Origin of the sequence: Bradyrhizobium sp. CCBAU 51765 (assembly GCF_015291725.1) — a bacterium.
GTDB lineage: Bacteria > Pseudomonadota > Alphaproteobacteria > Rhizobiales > Xanthobacteraceae > Bradyrhizobium > Bradyrhizobium liaoningense.
This window is the reverse complement of the sequence record NZ_CP030038.1, coordinates 2,747,598-2,768,903: the sequence shown is the minus strand read 5'-3', so window position 1 is coordinate 2,768,903 and position 21,306 is coordinate 2,747,598. Positions and strand designations below refer to the sequence as shown.

General features: G+C 63.4%; 19 protein-coding genes. 8 read left to right on the top strand and 11 right to left on the bottom strand.

The features are described 5' to 3' along the window. Positions 1–136 precede the first annotated feature (136 nt). A complete protein-coding gene (locus tag XH96_RS13200) occupies positions 137–655 on the bottom strand; it encodes a MarR family winged helix-turn-helix transcriptional regulator (protein WP_035672496.1) in 519 nt (172 codons plus the stop codon). A gap of 251 nt (positions 656–906) precedes the next feature. Here XH96_RS13200 and XH96_RS13195 point away from each other — a divergent pair, with 251 nt between their 5' ends. After that, on the top strand, positions 907–2,082 hold the full coding sequence (locus tag XH96_RS13195) for an ABC transporter substrate-binding protein (protein ID WP_194392867.1): 1,176 nt from the start codon (positions 907–909) through the stop codon (positions 2,080–2,082). A gap of 30 nt (positions 2,083–2,112) precedes the next feature. Beyond that, positions 2,113–2,568 (top strand): cupin domain-containing protein, encoded by a 456-nt coding sequence (locus XH96_RS13190; RefSeq protein WP_131873100.1) that lies wholly within the window; start codon positions 2,113–2,115, stop codon positions 2,566–2,568. Between the two features lie 7 nt (positions 2,569–2,575). On the opposite strand, the gene XH96_RS13185 is transcribed toward XH96_RS13190, so the two are convergent. From XH96_RS13185 to XH96_RS13170, 4 genes are all read right to left on the bottom strand, one after another. Next, entirely contained in the window at positions 2,576–3,826 is a 1,251-nt protein-coding gene (locus XH96_RS13185; protein WP_194392866.1) for a flavin-dependent oxidoreductase, read from the bottom strand. Between the two features lie 51 nt (positions 3,827–3,877). Then, a complete protein-coding gene (locus XH96_RS13180; protein WP_194392865.1) occupies positions 3,878–6,229 on the bottom strand; it encodes a bifunctional salicylyl-CoA 5-hydroxylase/oxidoreductase in 2,352 nt (783 codons plus the stop codon). Between the two features lie 101 nt (positions 6,230–6,330). Continuing rightward, on the bottom strand, positions 6,331–7,167 hold the full coding sequence (locus tag XH96_RS13175) for an enoyl-CoA hydratase family protein (protein WP_035672506.1): 837 nt from the start codon (positions 7,165–7,167) through the stop codon (positions 6,331–6,333). A 43-nt stretch (positions 7,168–7,210) separates the two neighbouring features. Continuing rightward, positions 7,211–7,972, bottom strand: coding sequence for an SDR family NAD(P)-dependent oxidoreductase (locus XH96_RS13170; RefSeq protein ID WP_194392864.1), 762 nt, complete (start codon positions 7,970–7,972; stop codon positions 7,211–7,213). Positions 7,973–8,166: 194 nt separating this feature from the next. On the opposite strand from XH96_RS13170, the gene XH96_RS13165 reads away from it, so the two are divergent. The 5 genes from XH96_RS13165 to XH96_RS13145 are packed head-to-tail and all read left to right on the top strand — an operon-like array spanning position 8,167 to position 13,903. Then, a complete protein-coding gene (locus tag XH96_RS13165) occupies positions 8,167–8,982 on the top strand; it encodes an alpha/beta fold hydrolase (RefSeq protein ID WP_194392863.1) in 816 nt (271 codons plus the stop codon). Between the two features lie 12 nt (positions 8,983–8,994). Then, positions 8,995–10,284: an acyl-CoA dehydrogenase family protein gene (locus XH96_RS13160; RefSeq protein WP_194392862.1), complete on the top strand. Its 1,290-nt coding sequence runs from the start codon at positions 8,995–8,997 to the stop codon at positions 10,282–10,284. 2 nt (positions 10,285–10,286) lie between these two features. After that, the gene (locus XH96_RS13155; RefSeq protein ID WP_194392861.1) at positions 10,287–11,822 is read left to right on the top strand and encodes a class I adenylate-forming enzyme family protein; all 1,536 of its coding nucleotides are present in this window, start codon (positions 10,287–10,289) and stop codon (positions 11,820–11,822) included. After that, entirely contained in the window at positions 11,819–12,907 is a 1,089-nt protein-coding gene (locus XH96_RS13150) for an NAD/NADP-dependent octopine/nopaline dehydrogenase family protein (RefSeq protein ID WP_194392860.1), read from the top strand. Before XH96_RS13155 ends, XH96_RS13150 begins: the two co-directional genes overlap by 4 nt. A gap of 3 nt (positions 12,908–12,910) precedes the next feature. Continuing rightward, entirely contained in the window at positions 12,911–13,903 is a 993-nt protein-coding gene (locus XH96_RS13145; RefSeq protein ID WP_194392859.1) for a 3-hydroxybutyryl-CoA dehydrogenase, read from the top strand. Here XH96_RS13145 and XH96_RS13140 read toward each other — a convergent pair. The 6 genes from XH96_RS13140 to XH96_RS13115 all read right to left on the bottom strand — a co-directional run bounded on the left by XH96_RS13140 (position 13,900) and on the right by XH96_RS13115 (position 20,217). Then, positions 13,900–14,946 carry a peptidase M29 gene (locus XH96_RS13140; protein WP_194392858.1) on the bottom strand — a complete coding sequence of 349 codons (1,047 nt, stop codon included), beginning with the start codon at positions 14,944–14,946 and terminating at the stop codon, positions 13,900–13,902. The genes XH96_RS13145 and XH96_RS13140 overlap by 4 nt on opposite strands. Before the next feature lie 32 nt (positions 14,947–14,978). Then, entirely contained in the window at positions 14,979–15,746 is a 768-nt protein-coding gene (locus XH96_RS13135; protein ID WP_028180297.1) for an ABC transporter permease, read from the bottom strand. After that, entirely contained in the window at positions 15,743–16,528 is a 786-nt protein-coding gene (locus XH96_RS13130; protein ID WP_194392857.1) for an ABC transporter permease, read from the bottom strand. The genes XH96_RS13135 and XH96_RS13130 overlap by 4 nt, the downstream gene beginning before the upstream one ends. Further along, positions 16,525–17,370 carry an ABC transporter ATP-binding protein gene (locus XH96_RS13125; protein ID WP_051393937.1) on the bottom strand — a complete coding sequence of 282 codons (846 nt, stop codon included), beginning with the start codon at positions 17,368–17,370 and terminating at the stop codon, positions 16,525–16,527. The genes XH96_RS13130 and XH96_RS13125 overlap by 4 nt, the downstream gene beginning before the upstream one ends. A gap of 94 nt (positions 17,371–17,464) precedes the next feature. Then, positions 17,465–19,159 (bottom strand): dihydroxy-acid dehydratase, encoded by a 1,695-nt coding sequence (ilvD, locus tag XH96_RS13120; protein ID WP_194392856.1) that lies wholly within the window; start codon positions 19,157–19,159, stop codon positions 17,465–17,467. Between the two features lie 74 nt (positions 19,160–19,233). Beyond that, on the bottom strand, positions 19,234–20,217 hold the full coding sequence (locus XH96_RS13115) for an ABC transporter substrate-binding protein (protein WP_131870988.1): 984 nt from the start codon (positions 20,215–20,217) through the stop codon (positions 19,234–19,236). A gap of 166 nt (positions 20,218–20,383) precedes the next feature. On the opposite strand from XH96_RS13115, the gene XH96_RS13110 reads away from it, so the two are divergent. Next, a complete protein-coding gene (locus XH96_RS13110) occupies positions 20,384–21,301 on the top strand; it encodes an NAD(P)-dependent oxidoreductase (protein ID WP_194392855.1) in 918 nt (305 codons plus the stop codon). Positions 21,302–21,306 lie beyond the last annotated feature (5 nt).

Genomic DNA, 21,306 nt, shown 5'->3' with positions numbered 1-21,306 from the left:
TTCAGCATGGATTGCACCCGGCAGCACGATCTGGAAACATTTTAGGCTTAAAACAATTCGGCGCAATAGCGGATTTTGGGCACGCCGTGCTTTTTCCTGCGGCAAAAGGAATTGGTGGCCGACCCAGCGCCCGGGCTTACGACCGGCGGCGCGCCGCCGATTTCTGCGCGGACGCCTTGGTCTTGGCCAGGAGCCGCATCAGCTCGCGCACGTCCTTCGGGGTCAGGTCGGCGAAGAGATCGGCGATCCAGGTTTCGTGTTCCGCAGCCATTCGGCGAAACTCGGCGCGTCCGAGCTTCGTGAGTCGGATCACCTGGACGCGGCGGTCCGTCTCCGAGGTCCGGCGGTCGAGATGACCGGAGTCCACCAGACGCTCCACGAGGCCGGTCACATTGCCGTTCGACACCATCATGCGCTTGGAAACATCGGACAGCGTCATGCCGTCAGGCGCCTTGTCGAGCTGCGCCATCAGGTCGAAACGAGGCAGCGTGACGTCGAATCGCTGCCGCAGCCGGCCGCGCACCTCGCCCTCGATCAGCGTCGTGCAGGTCAGGAGCCGCAGCCACAGCCGAAGCTCTTCGGCGTGGTCCTCCGGCGTTTCGACGGCCTTGGTCTCGGAATCGAGCATGTTGATGCAGTCACTCACGGCCGGCATTGGCGCCGGCACGGATTCCCCAACGTTTTGAGCTTCAAATAAATCGGAGCCGGCTGCAAGTCCAAAGCTGCAACAATCAACCGCAGGACAATTTCTTTAGGCTTCAAATAATTGGCGCGCCGCTTGCATGCGGTGCTCCCCGCAGAATGCGACGCCTCGAGCTCGGCTTGCCGCGGCGACCATCATCGGCATAAGTTTGAATTTGGAGTACGCGGCTTGCAGCGCGAGCCAATCGTCACGAGGGACCGATCATGAAGACGCAAATGACCTTGGCCGCAGCCGCCGTGGTGCTCGGCACCGTGGTGACCCCTGCCCTTGCCCAGGAAAAAATCAAGCTGGGTGTGATCGTGACCCTGTCGGGGCCTGCCGCCGCGCTTGGCCAACAGGTTCGGGACGGCTTTGCGCTTGCGGTGAAAGATCTCGGCAGCAAGATGGGCGGCCGAGATGTCGAGGTCGTCGTCGTCGACGACGAGTTGAAGCCGGATGCAGCGGTGACCAAGGTCAAGGGCCTTCTCGAGCGCGAGAAGGTCGACTTCGTGGTCGGGCCTATCTTCTCCAACATCCTCCAGGCGATCCACCGGCCCATCACGGAATCGAAGACCTTCCTGATCAGCCCCAACGCCGGGCCGTCGACCTTCGCCGGCAAGGACTGCAACCCGTTCTTCTATGTGACTTCGTATCAGAACGATCAGGTGCACGAGATCCTCGGCAAGGTCGCGCAGGATCGCGGCTACAAGCGCATGTACCTGATGGTGCCGAACTATCAGGCCGGCAAGGATTCGGTGGCGGGGTTCAAGCTCGACTACAAGGGCGAGATCGTCGAGGAATCCTACATGCCGCTGAACACGCTGGACTTCCAGCCGGAGTTGTCCAAGATCTCGTCGCAGAAGCCCGATGCACTGTTCACGTTCATGCCCGGCGGCCTCGGCGTCAATCTCGTCAAGCAGTACCGGCAGGCCGGCCTTGCCGACACCATTCCGGTGCTCTCGGCTTTCACGGTGGATGAATCGACCCTGCCGGCGCAGCAGGACGCCGCGGTCGGCATGTTCGGCGGCGCGAACTGGGCGCCCAATCTCGACAATCCCCAGAACAAGAAGTTCGTTGCCGCCTATGAGGCCGCTTATAACATCGTGCCCGGCACCTACGCCTTTCAGGCCTATGACGCCGCGATGCTGATCGACAGCGCGGTCAAGGCGGTGAAGGGCGATCTATCGAACAAGGACGCCGTTCGGGCGGCGCTCAAGAAGGCCGACTTCACCTCGCTGCGCGGCACCTTCAAGTTCAACACCAACGGCTATCCCATCCAGGATTTCTACCTGACCAAAGTCGCCAAGCGTCCGGACGGCAAGTTCCAGACCGAGATCGTCCAGAAGGTCTTCGAGAACTACGGCGACCGCTATGCCAAGGACTGCAAGGCGGCGAACTAAGGCCGCGTATCGCGCTACGGGAGGACTGCAATGAAGAGCGAAATCACCGGCATCACCCGGGCGAATGAGGGCATCCAGGGCATTTCCTGGAACATCCTCGGCCAGACCTATGTGCCGAAGAGCTACGCCGAACACAGCTTCTCCTGGCATGCGACACTTCCGCCGGGCACGTTCGTGCCGCCGCACATTCATCCCGATCAGGATGAGTATCTCTACATGCTGGAGGGCAAGCTCGATTTCGTGCTCGGCAATTCGGAGTCGCAGGCCACCGCCGGCGACCTGATCCGACTCGGCATGGGCGTGCCTCACGGCATCTTCAACAAGTCGGAGCAGACCGCAAAAGTGCTGTTCTGGGTCTCCCCAAGCCGCAAGCTGTTCGACCTGTTCTGGGGCCTGCACAACATGAAGGAGCAGAAGCCCGAGGACGTGGTGGCGCTGGCCGCCGAGTTCAACATCCACTTCCTGCCGCCGCCGCCCGGCGGCTAGCCGCGCGTCAGGCGCGTACCGCCGCAAGTCCCGGGACGGCGGCAAAGCCGGCCTTGGTGGCGTAGCCGCGCACGATCGCCTCGCGCTGGGAATAGCTCAGGACGTTATCGACATTGTCGAAGCCGTCAGGCGCAAGCTGCTCGACAGCGTCGATGACACCTTCAGGGCCGCCGCGCCGATTGGAGCGGACGATCTCGGCCGTCATTGGCAGGCGCTTCTTCTCGTATTCGAGCAACGCCTGGCGCGGATGCTCGGCACGCACCAGCGCATCCGCAAGGCAGCGCGCATCGAGGATCGCCTGCGAGGCGCCATTCGAGCCGACCGGATACATGGGATGCGCGGCATCGCCGAGCAGCGTGACGCGCCCGGACGACCAATAGGGCAAGGGATCGCGGTCGCAGGTCGGATACTCGTAGAATTCGGGCGTCGCGGAGATCAGGCTCTTGACGTCAATATAGGGCACGGAGAAGCGCGCCACATGCGGCATCAGCTCCTCGCGCCGCCCCGGCCGCGACCAGTCTTCTTTCCGCGGCGGCGGCGCGTTGCCCTCGCCAACCTTCACCAGCACCGCCCAATTGGTGAGGCGGCTTGCCGGGCTCGATCCTTCCGCGATCGGATAGATCACCACCTTGGCATTGAGACCACCGGCCACGATCATCGATCTGCCGGTGAGGAACAGCGGCCAATCGCGGGCGCCGCGCCACAGCATGAGGCCGTTCCAGCACGGCGGCCCTTCGTTCGGAAACAGCGTCTCGCGGACGCGCGAGTGAATGCCGTCGGCGCCGATCAGAATATCGCCACGCGCGGTGTGGACGTGCGCGCCGGCACGATCGAAGAAGTAAGCGGTGACGCCGCCCTCATCCTGTGTGAAGGCACCAAGCCGGCAGCCGGTGTGAATTGCGTCCGGCCCGAGCCGCTCCTCGACCGCGCGATGGATGACGCCCTGAAGGCGTCCACGATGGATCGAGAATTGCGGCACGTCGTGACCGGCGTCGATGCCGCGGGCCTCGCGCCAGACCTCCTGGCCGTGGCGGTTGAGGTAATAGAGCTGATCGGTGCGGATCGCGACGTCGTCGAGCCTCTGCAACAGACCGAGTCCGGCCAACTCGCGCATCGCATGCGGCAGCGTGTTGATGCCGACGCCGAGTTCGCGGATGGTGTCGGCCTGCTCGTAGATCTCGCAATCCAGCCCTCGCGAGCGGAACATCAACGCCGTGGTGAGACCACCGATACCGCCACCGACGATAATCGCCTTCATCGCCCTAACTCCACTCGAAACACAGGCAACGGGTTAACGTCGCACGGGCGGTCACTCCGCCGCAAGCGGCTTTGTCGCCTCCGCCTTGAGCTCGGCCCGGGTCTTGGGCTTAGCCTTAATTCTCAGCTCCTCCAGATCCTGCCGGTCGCGCACGCTGTTGCGGAAAATCTGATCTTTTCCTGGCAGATATTGCGACGGGCAGAATGCGTCGTCGGCCCCGTACCAGGCCGCCGCCCTCATGGTGAAGAAGGGATCGACGAGATGCGGACGGCCGAGCGCGACGAGATCCGCGCGGCCAGCGGCCAAAATGGTATTGGCCTGGTCCGCCGTGGTGATGTTGCCGACGCACATGGTGGCCACCCGCGCCTCGTTGCGAACCTGATCGGAGAACGGCGTCTGGAACATGCGCCCGTAGACCGGCTGCGCGTCGCGCACCGTCTGGCCGGTCGAGACGTCGACGAGATCGACACCCGCCTCGGCGAAGGCCCGCGCAATGGCGACGGCATCATCGCCGGTGATGCCGCCGTCAGCCCAATCGGTTGCGGAGATACGCACCGACATCGGCTTGTGCGACGGCCACACCGCGCGCAGCGCCTCGAAGATCTCGAGCGGAAAACGCAGCCGGTTGGCGAGCGAGCCACCATATTCGTCCGTGCGGGTATTCGTCAGCGGCGAGATGAAGCTCGCAAGCAGATAGCCGTGAGCGCAGTGCAGCTCCAACATGTCGAAGCCGCAGCGCTCGCCGCGCTCGGCCGCCGCAACGAAAGCGTCCCTCACCGCGTTCATGCCGGAGCGGTCGAGCTCACGTGGCACTTGGCTGTCGGGGAAATAGGGCAGCGGCGATGCCGAAACGGTTTCCCAGCCGCCTTCATCCAGAGGCCGGTCCATGCCGTCCCACATCAGCTTGGTTGCGCCCTTGCGACCGGCGTGCCCCAACTGAAGGCAGATCTTTGCCGCCGAATTGCCGTGGACGAAATCCACAATGCGCCGCCATGCGGCCTCCTGCTCGTCGTTCCACAGGCCGGCGCAGCCGGGCGTGATCCGTGCATCGCGGCCAACGCAGGTCATCTCGGTGAAGATCAGCCCGGCGCCGCCGATCGCGCGCGAGCCGTAATGAACCAGGTGGAAGTCTGTCGGCACACCTTCCTTCGCCGAATACATGCACATCGGCGACATCACCGCACGATTGGCGAGCTTCATCTCACGCAGACGGAACGGCTGGAACAGCGGCACCATCGGTCGATCGGTATCGACATCGAAGCCGCTGCTGCGCACCTGCCTTGCAAACGACTTCTCGACCTCCGCCACGAAATCCGGGGCGCGGAGTTTCAGATTGTCATAGGTGATCGCCTTCGAGCGCGTCATGACGCCGAAGGCGAATTGCACCGGATCGAAATCCCAGAAGCGGTCGACATGCTCGAACCAGACCAGCGAGACGTCGGCGGCATGCTGCGTCTTCTCTACCTCCTCGCGGCGGCCGTGCTCATAAATCTCCAGCGCCGCCTCGATGCTGTGCGCCTTCTCCATCGCTTCGGCCAGCGCAATCGCGTCTTCCATCGCGAGCTTGGTGCCCGAGCCGATCGAGAAATGCGCGCTCGCCTTTGCGTCGCCGAGCAGGACCATGTTGTCCTTGACCCAGCGCTTGCTGCGGATCATCGGGAAATTGCGCCACATCGAGCGGTTGGTCAGCAATCGATGCTCGCCGAGGAACCAGCCGAAGATATCAGCCATCCGTGCGGCGGACTGGGCTTCATCTAGCCCCGTCAGGCCTGCCCGCTCGAACGTCTCCGGATCGGTCTCGAAGATCCAAGTCGAATGCCCGGCCTCATACTGATAGGCATGGGCGATGAACGGCCCCCACTCGGTCTCCTGGAAGATGAAAGTGAAGGCATCGAGCGGCCTGGTCGAGCCCATCCAGGTGAACTTGTTGGAGCGGATATCGACCTCCGGCTCGAAATGGTCGACGTATTTCTCGCGGAAGCGGCTGTTGATGCCGTCGGCGATGAGAATGAGATCGGCATCGGCAAAACGGGACTCGTCGTCGATGTCCACCTCGAAATGCAGGACGACGCCAAGCTCGCGAGCGCGCTCCTGAAGGATCAGAAGCAGCTTGCGTCGCGAGCAGCCGCAAAAGCCGTTGCCGCCGACCCGGTGCACCGTGCCGCGGAAATGCACGGCGATGTCATCCCAGTAGGCGAACTCCTGGGTGATGCGGCGATAGCTCGGAAGATCGTGCTTCTCGAAATTGTCGAGCGTCGCATCCGAGAACACCACGCCGAAGCCAAAGGTGTCGTCGGCGCGATTGCGCTCATACACGGTGATGTCGGCGCTTGGCCGCTGCTTCTTCAGCAGGATCGCCGCATAAAGACCCGCAGGTCCGCCACCGATGATCGCGACTTTCATGGGAGCCTCGCCAATTCACCCGGCCATGGAAACTATTTTAAGCCTAAAATAATTTGGCGCAAGTCCTCGTTGCTGGCGTGGACGCCCTCAAGGCGATCGATCTAGTCGCCCCTGAATACCGGCTTGACCTTGTTGGCGAAAGCCTCGAAGGCGCGCTCAAAATCCGCCGTGGTCATGCACAACGCTTGGGCAACGGCCTCCGCCTCGATCGCCTCCTCCACCGACATCGCCCATTCCATGGCCAGCATCCGCTTGGTCATGGTGTTGGCGAAAGTCGGCCCTTCCGCGATCTGCTTCGCTAGAATTTGCGCCTGGGGCAGCACCTGCTCCGGCGTGACGATGCGGCTGAAGAAGCCCCAGCGCTCGCCCTCTTCCGCGGTCATGAACCGGCCGGTGTAGAGCAGTTCGGAGGCGCGCGACTGCCCGATGATCCGCGGCAGGATTGCGCAGGCCCCCATGTCGCAGCCGGCCAGCCCCACCTTGTTGAACAGGAACGCCACCTTGGCCCCGCTCGCCGCAAGGCGCATGTCAGATGCCATGGCGATGATCGCCCCGGCCCCGGCACAGATGCCCTCGACCGCAGCCACGATCGGCTGCGGACAGGCCCGCATCGCCTTGACGAGGTCGCCGGTCATCCGAGTGAAGGCGGTCAACCCCTTCGTGTCCATCTTCACGAGCGGGCCGATGATCTCGAACACGTCGCCGCCCGAAGAGAAATTGCCGCCGGCACCGGTGACGACGATGGATTTGACCGCGTCGTCGAAGGCGCAGGCACGGAAGAAATCGGTCAACTCTCGGTAGCTTTCGAACGTCAGCGGATTCTTACGTTCGGGGCGGTTGAGCGTGACCGTCGCAACGCCGTCGACCACAGCCAGCATAAAGTGTTGCGGCGAGTAGTCTGCAAGCGGGACGGTGACGGGATTGGCGGGTCTGCTCATGCGATCTCCTTGGCTTCCTTGTTCCCCGACTCCACCAGGCACGCTAGACCTCGCCCCCGGCCACGGCAATCGCCTGCCCGGTGATCGCGCTCGCGCCTTCACCGCACAGCCAGAGAACCGCGTTTGCCACTTCCTGCGGTGTGATCAGGCGTCCTTGCGGGTTGTGTTTCGCGAGTTCTGCGATGGCTTGCTCGCGCGTCCGCCCCGTCTTCTTCATGATGTTCTCGATGCTGGTTGCGACGAGATCGGTGTCGGTGAAGCCGGGACACACCGCATTCACGGTCACATTGCTTCCAGCCATCTCGAGGGCGAGCGAACGCACGAGACCGACTACGGCGTGCTTTGCAGCAGCATATGCGCTGACATAGGCATAGCCCTTGAGCCCGGCCGTCGACGCGACCGCGACGATACGGCCATAGGGGCGGTCCTTCATGCCCGGCAGCACAGCTTGGACGGCATGCACAACGCCCATGAAATTGACCTCCATCATGCGCGCAAAAAGGGCGGCATCCGATTTCGCGAAGGGCGCCGATTCAGCGCTGCCCGCATTGGCAATCAGGATGTCGATCGGCTTGCGCGCACTCGCTCCGGCAATGGCAGCTTTCAGGGACGCTTCGTTCGACACATCAGCGACGGCCGCAAAGTGCGCTGCACCCGCATTGACCGCCTCTTCGAGAACCGCCGCGTTCCGGCCAAGCACGGTCACGGTCGCGCCAGCGCCGACGAGAGAAGCAGCGATCGCGCGGCCGATGCCGCGACCGCCGCCGGTCACCAGTGCGTGCGGCAAGTGCGGCAATCCGGACATGCGCTGACTCCCCTCGGATCTCGTGATCGTTCTTCCGATATATTTTAACCTTGAAATTTTTGCAACGAAGCCGGCGCCCGCCTCCCGAACACCGCCGCACAGAAGCGGCCCGGAAATTGCTTTAAGTATAAAATTATCTCTTCCCATCCCCTACAGGCCTGTTAGCATCAACGGGCCAAGCAAAAGGATGTCGCGTGTCGCAGCCTGCGCCAATGATAACAAAGGACGGACGCTTCGCCTATGAAGCTGCGGGCGATCCGGGTGGGATGCCCCTGATTTTCCTGCATGGCATTGGCGGCGCGGCGCGAGGCTGGCGGCAGCAACTTGCCACGTTCGGCGACCGCTTCCACACGATCGCATGGGACATGCCGGGCTATGGCGGATCGGCGCCGCTCGCCAGCGTCAGCATCGCTGCCCTGGCCGATGCACTTCAGCAATTCATCGAGCAGCTTGGCGCGGCCAAGCCTATTCTGGTCGGCCATTCCATCGGCGGCATGATCGTCCAGAAGTGGCTGGTGCAGTCCCCCAAACTGGCACGCGCGGTCGTGCTGGCGCAGACCAGCCCTGCCTTCGGCAAGGCTGACGGCGATTGGCAAAGATCATTCATCGCGGCACGGCTCGGGCCGCTCGATCGTGGGGAGACCATGAAGTCTCTGGCGCCAATGCTGGTGAGGGAGCTGGTTGGCGATGATCCCGATCCGAACGGGATGGAGCTGGCGCGCGAATGCATGGGAAGCGTGCCCGAGGCAAGCTATCGCGCCATGATGCTGGCTCTCATCGGCTTCGATCAGCGCAGCACGCTTGGGGGTATCTCCGTCCCCACGCTGCTGCTGTCCGGTTCCAAGGACAATAATGCGCCCGCCCCGATGATGGCAAAGACCGCGACCTATATCCCTGGCGCCGCATATGTCGAGCTCCCCGGCGTGGGCCATCTCGCCAATCTCGAACGCCCCGCCGCCTTTGACGAAGCTCTCGGCCGGTTTCTGAACTCACTCGCGACCAAAGCCTAAGGTAACTGCGCGATGACCATGCAAGTCAGCAAGACTATTGGCACGACCAACAAGGTCGCGCTGGACGCGCCGATCTTCGATCCTGTTGCCTTCCGCCTGAGCGAGGATCAAGCCGGCATCATTGCGCGCGCCCGCGAGATCGGCCAGAGCGTCTTTGCCGGTCGCGCCGCCACCTATGATCGCGAGGCGATCTTCCCGACCGAAAACTATCGCGACCTGCATCGCGTCGGGCTGCTCGGCATCGCCGTCCCCAAGAAGCACGGCGGACTTGGCGCGAACTACCAAACCTATGCCTTGGCCGCCGCCGAGATCGGCCGCTATTGCGGCGCGACCGCGCTCACCTGGAACATGCATGTCTGCTCGACTCTGTGGTCGGGGCCCCTCGCCGACGATCTCGACATGGATGCAGAAACGCGCGCGGAGCATGAGCGGCGGCGCGCGGTCCACTACAGGCGCATCGTCGAGGAGGGCGCGATCTATTCGCAACCCTTCTCCGAAGGTGGTGCGGCGGCGGCCGGCGGTGTCGCGTTTGGCACGGAAGCGAAGCCGGTTGCGGGGGGCTGGATCGTCAACGGCAAGAAGATCTTTGCCTCGCTCTCCGGCCACGCCGACTATTACGGCGTGCTTTGCACCGAGATCGAAGAAGGCGAGAAGGCCTCGCGCCGCAACACGCTTTACCTCGCCATCCCCGCAAAGTCGCAAGGCGTCTCGGTCGTCGGCGACTGGGATCCGCTCGGCATGCGGGGCACGGTCTCGCGGACGCTTCTGTTCAGGGACGTTTTCGTGCCGGAGGATTCTGCGCTGATGCCGCGTGGCGTCTATTTCCAGGCTGCGATGCGCTGGCCGCACATGTTCCTGACGCTGTCGCCGACCTATATGGGCCTCGCACAAGCCGCCTATGACTTCACCGTGCGCTACCTTCGCGGCGAGGTGCCGGGCATGCCGCCGGTCAAGCGGCGGATGTACCCGACCAAGCAGATCGCGGTCGCGCAGATGCAGATCAAGCTGGAGCAGATCAAGGGGATCTGGTTCCAGGCCGTCACCGAAGCCTGCGCCAATCCGAGCAAGGAGCAGGTGCTCCGGGCCTATGCCGCGCAATATTCGGTGATGGAAGGGGCCAATGAGCTCGCCGCGCTCGCGATCCGCACCTGCGGCGGTCAGGCCATGCTCAGGTCGCTGCCGCTCGAGCGGATCTATCGCGACAGCCGCTGCGGCTCGCTGATGCTGCCCTGGACCGCCGAGCTCTGCCTCGATCGGATCGGACGCGAAGCACTGTACGAGGCCGGTGAAACGGACGACTGACGGTGGACCTCTGTAGCCTGATAGACCGCAACGCGGCGTTCGCTCCAGACAAGACGGCTATTTCCTTCGAAGGGACGCGGCTGAGCTATGCGGCATTCGCCGCGCGCATCGAACGGACCGCAACCGCCTTGAAGCAGGAGCTTGGCGTCGGCCGCGGCGACCGCGTCGCGATTCTGAGCCTGAACCGGCCCGATTATCTGGTGCTGCTCTACGCGTGCGCGCGGCTCGGGGCTATCCTGGTCCCACTGAACTGGCGGCTGGCTATCGCCGAGCAGCTGTTCATTCTCAGCGATGCCGGCGCCAAGGCTCTCGTGCTTGAGCAAGGCTTTGAGGGACTTCTTTCCACGCTCGCGCAGTCCGCGCCGGGGACTGCCGTCGTGGGCCTCGATTTCGCGCCGCCCGGCGGCACAACATTCGAAGACCTGCTGGCCAGGAGCGACGGCACCAGCCGAAACCCGCACACCGATCTCTCGTGTCCGCTGCTCATCGTCTACACGTCGGGAACGACCGGGCGGCCGAAAGGCGCAGTGCTGCGCCAGGAGGCGCTGTTCTGGAACGGCGTCATGAGCCAGCACATGCACAACATGACGTCCGACGACCACGTGCTGACCGTGCTGCCGTTCTTCCACGTCGGCGGCCTCAACATCCAGACGACGCCGGCGCTCCAGCTGGGCGCGACGGTCACGATCCACGCGCGCTTTACGCCGGATACCGCGCTTGCGGCCGTCGAACAGGAACGGCCGACGCTCACGGTGCTGGTGCCTGCGATCATCCAGGCGGTGAGCGAGCATCCCGCCTGGGCGACCGCCGATCTTTCGTCGCTCAAGGCCGTCGCAACAGGCTCGACCATCGTGCCTCCACACCTGATCGAGCGCTTTGTCGCGCGCGATGTCCCGGTGCTTCAGGTCTACGGCTCGACCGAGACATGCCCGATCGCAATCTACACGAGGCTCGGCGGCGATCTTTCGCGCGTGGGATCGACCGGCCTTGCCGGCCTGTGCTGTGAAGCCAAAGTGATCGATCAGGCTGGCAATGAGATGCCGGCGGGCACGCCGGGCGAGATCGCGGTGCGCGGGCCCAACGTGTTCCTTGAATATTGGGGCAACGAGGCCGCAACGCGCGATGCCTTGCATGACGGCTGGTATCGCACCGGCGATATCGGCCTGTGCGATGCTGACGGCTATTTCTGGGTTCGCGACCGCAAGAAGAACATGATCATTTCAGGCGGAGAAAACGTCTACCCGGCCGAGGTCGAGCGCGTCCTGCTCGAACATCCTGATGTCAGCGAATGCGCCGTGATCGGCCGGCCCGATCCGCGCTGGGACGAGGTGCCCATCGCCTATGTCATTGCGAGATCCGGTTGCCGGCTCGAGGCCGACGAATTGAGGACGCATCTTCAGGCGCAACTCGCGCGCTACAAGGTTCCGCGCGAGATCGTCTTCGTCACCGATCTGCCGCGGACGGCGCTCGGCAAGGTCCAGCATTTCCTGCTGAAGCAGCTTGATACGCAGTCGCGCGCGCAAGGAGAAGCATCTTGAAGATTGCGGTTCTGGGTGGGGGGAACGGCTCTTTCGCGGCCGCGGGCGATTTTGCACTGTCGGGACATGAGGTGCGGCTTTGGCGCCGCGATGCCGATCAGGTCGCGGCACATCGTACCGCGGGCGCGCGCATCCTGGTCAAGGATCACAACGGCCGCCACGACGTGAAGCTCGCGCTGGTCACGACCGACATCGCCGAAGCCGTCAACGGCACGGAGCTGATCCTGTGCCCCGCCCCTGCCTTCGCACAGCCGGATATCGCCCGCCTGCTCGCCCCGCATCTGCGGGACGGCCACGTCGTGTTTCTGCCGCCGGCGACATTCGGCTCGATGATCTTCGCCCAGGCGGCGCGGGATGCCGGCAACCACGCCAAGGCAAGCTTTGCTGAGACCGGCACGCTGCCGTGGCTGACCCGTAAGCACGGACCATTCGAGGTCGCGATCACCATCCGCGCCAAGCGATTGCCAGTCGGTGTGTTCCCGCTCGACCAGGCGCCCCACGCACTCGATGTCATCGGACGCGCTTTCCCGGGCGTGATCGAGCCGTGTGGAGACGCGCTGTCCGGAGCGCTCATGAATGCAGGACCCATCATCCATCCGCCGCTGATCGTGATGAACGCCGGCCCGATCGAACATTTCGAACGTTGGGACATTCACAAGGAAGGCACGCAAGCCGCGATCCGGCGGGTCACCGACGCGCTCGACGCCGAGCGGATCGCGGTGCGGGAGGCGCTCGGCTACGGCGCACCGCATTTCCCGCTAGCTCATCACTACGCGAAAGAAGGCGAGATCTGGATGTACGGCCGCGGCTCGCACGACCGTCTGACCGATTCCGGTGACTGGCGTGAACGGATCGTGCTGAGCGAGCACCGCTACATGCGCGAGGATCTGCGGCTCGGGCTGTCGCTGCTGGTGTCCATAGCCGATCTGGCTGGTGTGGCCACGCCGCTCGCCAAAGCGTTCCTGTCGATAGGTGGCGCGGTCTGCGGCGAGGATTTTGCGCAAGGTGGCCGAACGCTCGAAACGCTGGGGCTCGGCAATCTCAGGAAGGCTGAATTGCAGACGCTGCTTCGCAATGGATTCTGATCGATGACCAATCGCATCAATATCGCCTGTCTCGGCGCTGGCCGCATGGGCCGGGGCATCGCCGTTGCCTTCGCCTATGCGGGGCACAGGGTCACGATGATCGATATCAAGGCGCGTTCCGCGGAGGATTTCACCAGGCTGGAAACGGACGCGCTCGGTGAAGTCAGCAAGACTTTCGCCAGCCTGTCGAAGCTGGGGCTGCTGAGCGAAGCAGATGTCGAGCCTCTCATCGCGCGGGTCTCGGTGGTTGCGGCCGGCGAAAGCGGTCCAGCGCTCTCTGAGGCCGGCATGGTGTTCGAGGGCGTTCCCGAGGTGGTCGAGCTCAAGCGGGAGGTGCTGGCGGCCGCCTCGAGGCAAGTCGGCCCGGACACGATCATCGCATCCACGACATCGACCATTCTCGTCGACGATCTTTCCGGCGCAATCGTGAACCCTCGTCGCTTTCTCAACGTACATTGGCTCAATCCGGCCTACCTGATCCCGCTGGTCGAAGTTTCTCCCGGCAAGGCCACCGACCCCGCCATCATCGAAGAGGTCAAGGCACTGCTCGAAGGCATCGGCAAGGTGCCCGTGGTCTGTGCGGCGACGCCTGGCTTCATCGTCCCGCGCATCCAGGCCCTGGCGATGAACGAGGCCGCTCGCATGGTTGAAGAAGGTGTTGCAAGCGCCGAAGAGATCGACAAGGCGATCCGCTATGGCTTCGGCTTCCGCTATGCCGTGCTCGGGCTGCTCGAATTCATCGACTGGGGCGGCGGCGACATCCTGTACTATGCAAGCCGCTATCTCGAAGGCGCCCTCGGCAGCGAGCGCTATCGCGCGCCGGACGTCATTTCACGCAACATGCATGAAGGCCGGATCGGCCTACGCACGGGCGCTGGTTTTCTCGATTATTCCGAGCTCGACATCGACGCCTATCGCGCGAAGCGGCTCCAGGCCATGGTAGACCTGCTCCGGCATTTCGGACTGGCGCGCCCCCCGGTGCTCGACCGCAACTAGCCGAAGACGTCCTGGAGCACGCCCTCCCGGACCACCGCAACGCCGTCGAGCTCGATCGTCGTCCCCATCATCGGCAGGTCGAAATGTCCTGCCGTGTAGCGCCCTGCGAATTCATTCGCTCCGGTCGAGAACAGGAAATTGCCGGAGACGGCCCGAATCTCGGTGCCGTTGGTGTCGCGCTGGTCGTACATCGACAGAGCCTCATAGCGCGCGCCCGGATTCATACCGAAGCCGACATGCGACACGGCGTAGGCTTCGCGATCGCCCCAGGCGGCGAGATAGGCACGCATCATCGCAGCATCCGTGCCCTCGCCTTCCAGCTCGACGACATAGTCGTCCTTCAACGTCATCTTCACAGGAGACGTCAGGTAGCGCTTGAAAGTGAGATTGATGTCGCCGGGCGCCATCACCAGCGTACCGTTGATGCTGCCGCTCTTGGGGAAACTGACGACAATGCCGCCCGGCCAATGCGCCAGCGTTCCGGGTTTGTCGGTCCAGCCCCACACACCGACCGTGGAGGCGCCGACCATGTCGATGTCGAGCGCCGTTCCGGCCTTCGACGTCACCCGCATCCGCTTGGTCCCGCGTAGCATCTTCGCCGCGGCGCGAACACGCTTCTCGAGCGCGGGATCCGGCACCATCCGTTCCAGCGCCTCGGGATGCTCGTTGGAGATCACCAGGATCCGCGCGCCGGCTTTGAGTATCTCAGGCGTCTCCACCGCGTGCATCAGACCCTCGATGGTGCAATCCACCACGAAACCGGCCTGCTGCAGTGCGCTGATGACCGGTCCAAGGCGCTGAATCGCCTCGCTCGCTCCGGTCGAACGAACTGGAACGATATTCCGGTTACGCGGCGTCGGCATCACCACATGAAACGGCCGCGCTCCCATCCGCAGCAGCGCAAGCTCCGCCAGATGCACGTTCAACGCACGCGACTGGGTTTCCGAGAGGATCGCCGCAGTATCGCCGGCCTTGACGGCGCATCGCTCGAATATCTCGCAGAATGCGTCAATCCATTTTGCCTCGATGCGATCGGCCAGCATGGTTCTCTCCCGGTCTTCAGAGTTCTTGTTTGTTACGCTTCAGGGAAGCCCCGGAGCAAGTAGGACCGCAGCGCTCCCAGCAGGCCGTTTAGGATCAGCCCCAGCAGCGAGATCGTGATCAGGGGCACGAACATATCGACGGCCTGGAAGGTTCGGGCCGCCGTCACCAGCGCGTGCCCCAATCCATCCGTCGACGTGATCATCTCGGCCAGAAACACCACGATGCAGGAAATGACAAGGCCGATCCGGCATCCCGTCAGGATCGACGGCATCGCGGCCGGCAGCACTACTTTGAAGAGGATTTCATAGCGCGGCGTTCCGGCCGCCATGGCCGACCAGATCAGCTTCTGCTCGACGGTCGATGCACCGTAATAGGTGGAGAGCAGAATGGGAAACAAGGCGTCCGCGGCGACCAACGTGATCTTCGATCCGTGGCCGAACCCGAGCAGGAGCAGGAGCGCCGGATAGAGGGCAACCTTGGGCAACGGCGCCAATACGCGGACGATAGGACGGACCACGGCGTTGATCGCGGGGTTGGCGGCAGCCGCGATACCGATGCTCACGCCTAGCACGACCGCAATCGCGAACCCCGCAAACAACCGGATCAGCGTTGCCGCGATCTCCTGCTGAAACGCGAACGTCACGAGTTGCTGAAGCAGCCGGCCGAAGACGAACCCCGGCGGCGGCAACAAGACCGCGGGCGCAAAGCCGAATGACACCAGGCCCTGCCATACCGCGATCACCAGCACGATCGGGGCAATCCCAAGAAAGACGTTTGGGGAGAAAAAGCGCGACATCATGAGAAGCTCAGCGGCATGTCGAACTGCGGCTCGGACCAACGCACAAGTCTGGCACGAGCCCTTTCGAAAAGCGCGTCGAGGAAAATTCCCATCGCCCCCACGATGATGATCATCGCAAAGACGGTGTCGTATTGGCCCATGTCGAGCGCATTGAACAGGATATTGCCAGCGCCAGATTGACGGGCAATCATCTCACTTGTGATCATCGTGATCAGCGCCAGCACCAATCCTGTGCGGCACCCGGTCAGGATTTCCGGCAGCGCCGCGGGCAGCACGATCCGCACCAGGCGTTGTGCCGGCGAAAGCCCCATCGCAGCCCCTGACCACAGCATCTTCTCCTCAACCGCCTTGGCACCCTCGAAGCTGTGGTAGATCACGGGGAGGCTGACGCCCAGAAAGATCACCAATGTTTTGGTGACGTCGCCAACGCCCAGCCAAAGCATGATAATCGGCATCAAGGCGGCCTTCGGCACCGGATAAATCACCATCAAGAGCGGATTGAAGAAGGCCGCGATGCTCCGGCTGCGTCCCATCAACAGGCCCAGTGGAATCGAAACCAGCACGGCCACACCAAACCCGATCGCCATGCGGCGAAGCGAAGCGAGGATGTTGAGCAGGGATTCCTTGTCGCCGAGAATGTCCGGAATTGCCCGGACCGCCTCAATCGCCGTCGGGAAGCTGTCGTTCTTCAGCGCCAGCGAGGCAACCTGCCACACCGCCAGCAATCCGATGCAGGCCAGCACCGGAGCAGCCCGTTTGGTCAACGCAGCTGGCGTCATCATGAGACAGGCCCGGCTTCGTCGCTCTCATCGAACATGCGCTCGATATCTACGACGTACTTCTGATAGCGGGGATCGAGCAACAGCTCGTTGCGGCGACGCGGCCGCGGCAGATCAATGTCGATGACCTGCCGGATGCGGCCCGGAGATTTCGACATCATGACAACCTTGTCCGAGAGGAAGACGGCCTCATCGACCGAATGAGTGACGAACAGCACCGTCTTGCGGTCGCGCTCCCAGATGGTCAGAAGATCGTTCTGCAGGCGAGTCCTGGTATGCGCGTCGAGCGCGCCGAACGGCTCGTCCATCAGCAGAACTTCCGGATGGTAGGCGAGTGTGCGCGCCAGCGCCACGCGTTGCTTCATGCCGCCGGACAATTCCTTGGGGTAGAAACTCTCAAAGCCTTTGAGACCGACCATCTCGATCAGGGCCCGGCTCTGCGCTTCGGCCTCGGCGGCGCGCACACCTTGCTGCCGTGGGCCATACATCACATTTCCCAGCACTGTCTTCCAGGGAAACAAGGCAAATTCCTGGAACACCGGTCCGCGATCCGGACCAGGCCCGGTAATCGCATGTCCCTTGATCTTCGCCATGCCGCTGGTCGGGCTGACAAAGCCGCCGACGATATAGAGCAGTGTCGACTTGCCGCAGCCGGACGGACCAAGGATTGAGACGAAGGCGCCCTCCTCGATTGTCAGCGAGATGTCCGACAGCGCCAAATGATCCTTGCGCGCCGAGGTCTGAAAGACCTGCGAGACGCGATCGATCTCGATGATTGCGGAAGCCGGCTCTTGTGATGTCACCGGTCTCATCCATTCGCTCGATCTCGCAGCCACTACCGTCATCCCGTATCTCGTCTCACTCGCGCGAACATTCAGCAGCACGAGCTTAGCAAGAAACCTGCCAGACAGGCCGTCGCCTTCGCACACGTGCGGTGCGTCATTCGAACCACGGCCATTCTGCCGGGCCTTCATGCGTAACGGCCCCGCCCGGCGCTTGGCCGACCAGCCGCGCATATTTTGCGAGCGCACCTGCACGGTGACGCGGCGGGCGTTGCTTCCAATCGCGCCGCCGCGCGGTGAACTCCTGCTCGTCGAGCAGCACATCCATCCGCCGATTTGCGGCATCGATCCGGATCCTGTCGCCGTCGCGAACAAGCGCCAATGGGCCGCCAACAAACGCCTCGGGAGACACGTAGCCGATGCACATGCCGCGGGTCGCCCCCGAGAACCGCCCGTCGGTGATCAGGGCGACTTTTTCGCCCATGCCCTGTCCGTAGATCAGCGCGGTGACGCCGAGCATCTCACGCATGCCGGGCCCGCCGACCGGCCCTTCGTTGCGGATCACGAGAACCTCGCCCGCCTTGTAGCTGCGGTCGCGAACCGCTTTGACGCAGGCTTCCTCATCCTCGAAAACGCGCGCGACGCCCTCGAAGAACTGGCTCTTCAAACCGGCAACCTTGATCACCGCACCGTCCGGACAGAGGTTGCCCTTCAGAACTGCAACGCCTCCATCTGGCATGATAGGCGCACGAGACGCGTAAACGACCTCGCCATCGGGAGCATTAGCCGCACCATATTCTTCGGCAAGCGTTCGGCCCGTGATGGTGATGCAGCTGCCATCGATATGCCCGCTCTGGATCAGCTCGCGGATCACCACCGCCGCGCCGCCGATGTCGTAGACATCTTTCGCCGTGTATTTGCCCCCTGGCCGCAGATTTCCGATCAGCGGCGTCCTGGCAAATACCTCGCCCACATCGTCGATCGCGAATGCAATGCCGGCCTCGTTCGCGATGGCAGGAAGGTGCAACGCGGCGTTGGTCGAGCCGCCCGTCGCGGCCACGATCGCCGCGCCGTTCTCCAGGGATTTGCGCGTCACGATATCGCGCGGCAGCGGTCCACCACGCTCCAGCATCTCCATGATTAGCCGTCCGGCACGCCGCGAGATCTGCGCACGCTCGGCGTAGACACCGGGCACCATCGAGACGTTTGGAATGGTCAGGCCCATCGCCTCCGACACCATTCCCATGGTATTCGCGGTGAACTGGCCGGCGCACGCGCCGATCGTCGGCAAGCACGCGCGCTCGATCCGCTCGAGCGTAGCGCCGTCGATCTCGCCGGTCATGAAGCTGCCGACGGCCTCATAGGAGTCCAGCACCGTCAACGTTCGACCGTCCACGCGGCCCGGCAGCGAGCTGCCGCCATAGATGAAAATGGACGGCACGTTGCAGCGAACCATACCCATCATCACGCCGGGAAGCGTCTTGTCGCATCCGCCATATCCGATCAGCGCATCGTAGGCCAGCCCATGCACGACGGCTTCGATCGAATCGGCGATCAGCTCCCGCGAGAACAGGGAAAACTTCATCCCCTCGTGGTTCATGCTGATGCCGTCGGAGACCGACACGGTCGAGAATTCGCGCGGTGTGCCGCCGGCTTCCTCGATGCCTGTCTTGGCCGCGGCGACCTGGAAATCGTGGGTCATGTTGCAGGGCGTCTGCTCGCCCTTCATGCTGACGATGCCTACCATCGGTTTGGCGATCGCAGCGTCGTCCAGCCCCATGGCGCGCATGAATGCACGATGCGGGGCTCGGTCGAGCCCGTCAGTGGTGACGCGTGATCGCAACTTCTTCATATGTGCATCTTCTTCATTCAGCGTCCCGGATGATCCGGAACGCTGCGGTCTCACGCACGATCGTTCGCCCGCTTCTATTCCAGCGGAGCGACGATCGTCGGATGCTTGAACTGCGCGACATCCAACTTGGGCAGCATTCCTGTCTCTGCATAGATATCCAGCATCTTCTGGATCGCGGGGAAGTTTGGTGCTGCGCCCGGATCGCGACCGAAATCATTGTCCTTGAGCAGATAGGTCTCGAGCACCGGAACGGGCGCCTTCAGCACCTCCGATACGACCTTCAGGGTCTCTTCGCGGTTCGCCAGCGCCTTCTTCATGCCTGACGTGATGTCGCGGACATAGGCTTTGACCAGCTCCGGATTCTTGTCGACGAAATCGGCACGGCAGGCTTCCAGGATGTGCACGATGTTCGGCATGGCCTGGGACAGCGAGAACAGCTTCCTTGTGCCGCCCTTGGCCTCCGCGCGTGCGGCAAACGGCTGGTTCATGTTGACCGCATCGACGCGGCCCTGACGCAGCGCGTCCTCGGAAACTGCAAAGCCGACCTCGACCAGCTTGATGTCCTTGGCCGGATCGACGCCATTCTGCTTCAAGAGCAGGTTGAATGGCCCTTGCGTGCCGCCACCGATCACGGAAATGCCGACCGTTTTGCCCTTGAGATCGGCGATTGTCTTGATGGGCGAGTCATCCTTGACGGCCCAATAGACCGAGAAACCGCCAGGCTTTTCGAAGACGTGTTGCGCGACGATATAGGCCTTGAGATTGCCGCCGACCACGCCATTGGAGAGCGACAGTGGCGCCTGCGTCGCGCAGTCCAGCGCGCCGGCCGCCAATGCCTGCGTCATCGGGGCGGTGCCCTGGAATTGGGTCCATTCGATGTTGTAGGTCTTGCCGATACTGGGAAACTCGGCCGGCCTGCGCATCATCCAGTACTTGGATTCCTCGGCCGGGATCGTCCAGCCCACGCGGATCGTCTGCTGCCCCCATGACGGGCTTGCCGCCGCGCTCACGGCTGCTGCCGCCCCCAAAGCCAGGATCCATTTCGAAACGGTTCGCATCGTACCCACTCCGCTGCTCCGGCGCCGACAGGCGCCCCCAACCCGACCGCCTCAAATGTTTCATGGTTCAAACAATCAGGCAAGCCATGCAGGCCGGGCGGTTTTGACGTCGGATGCACAATGTATGGTAAAGGGGCCGTCGCATTGCGACAGAAGGAGGCAACCTATGGCTGATGAGAGCAAGGCAAACCCGCAAGGCACCGAGAGGCTCGGCTATCTCGGGCTTGGGCTCATGGGCACGCCGATGACCCGACGCCTGCTCGAGGCCGGCTATCAGGTCGCTGTCTGGAACCGCTCGGAAGGCAAGGTGGCGCCGCTCGCCGACGCCGGCGCCAAGCGCGCGGTCACGCCTCGTGATCTCCTGGTGAACTCGGATATCATCTTCATGTGCGTGACCGATGCGGCCGCGGTCGAGGAGGTGATCTTCGGGCCCGAAGGTCTGGCAGCGGCACCCGGCTCGGGCAAGCTTGTCGTCGACTTCTCGTCCATACATCCCGACGCTGCGCGCGATCTCGCAGCGCGACTGAAAGGCGCGAATGGCGCGGGCTGGATCGATGCGCCCGTGTCCGGGGGCACGAAGGGCGCCGAGGAAGGCACGCTCGCGATCATGGCGGGCGGGGAAGCTGGCGACATCGAGAGGGTGCGGCCCTATGTGCTGGCCATGGCGCGCAGGTTCACTCGCATGGGCCCGATCGGAGCCGGCCAGACCACGAAGCTGTGTAACCAGGTGATCGTCGGATGCGCCATGGCCGTCCTCGCGGAAGCGACGCGTCTTGCCGTGAATGCCGGAATCGATGCCAACCGGTTGCCCGAAGCGCTCGCCGGCGGCTTTGCGGATTCCATCCCGCTCCAGCTGTTCGTGCCGCGGATGGTCCAGGGCATTCACAACCCGCCGCTCGGTCACATCGCCACGATGCTCAAGGACCTCGATACGGTCGCCGATGTCGCACAGGCGACGTCGACGCCAGTGCCGATGGCCACCCTTGCCGGGCAACTTTTCAGGCTGGCGAAGGCCGCGCGAGGTGCGGACGCGGACGCGTTGGAAATCTACAAGCTATCGGCGCCGAAACACCAGGCTGTCTAGGCGAC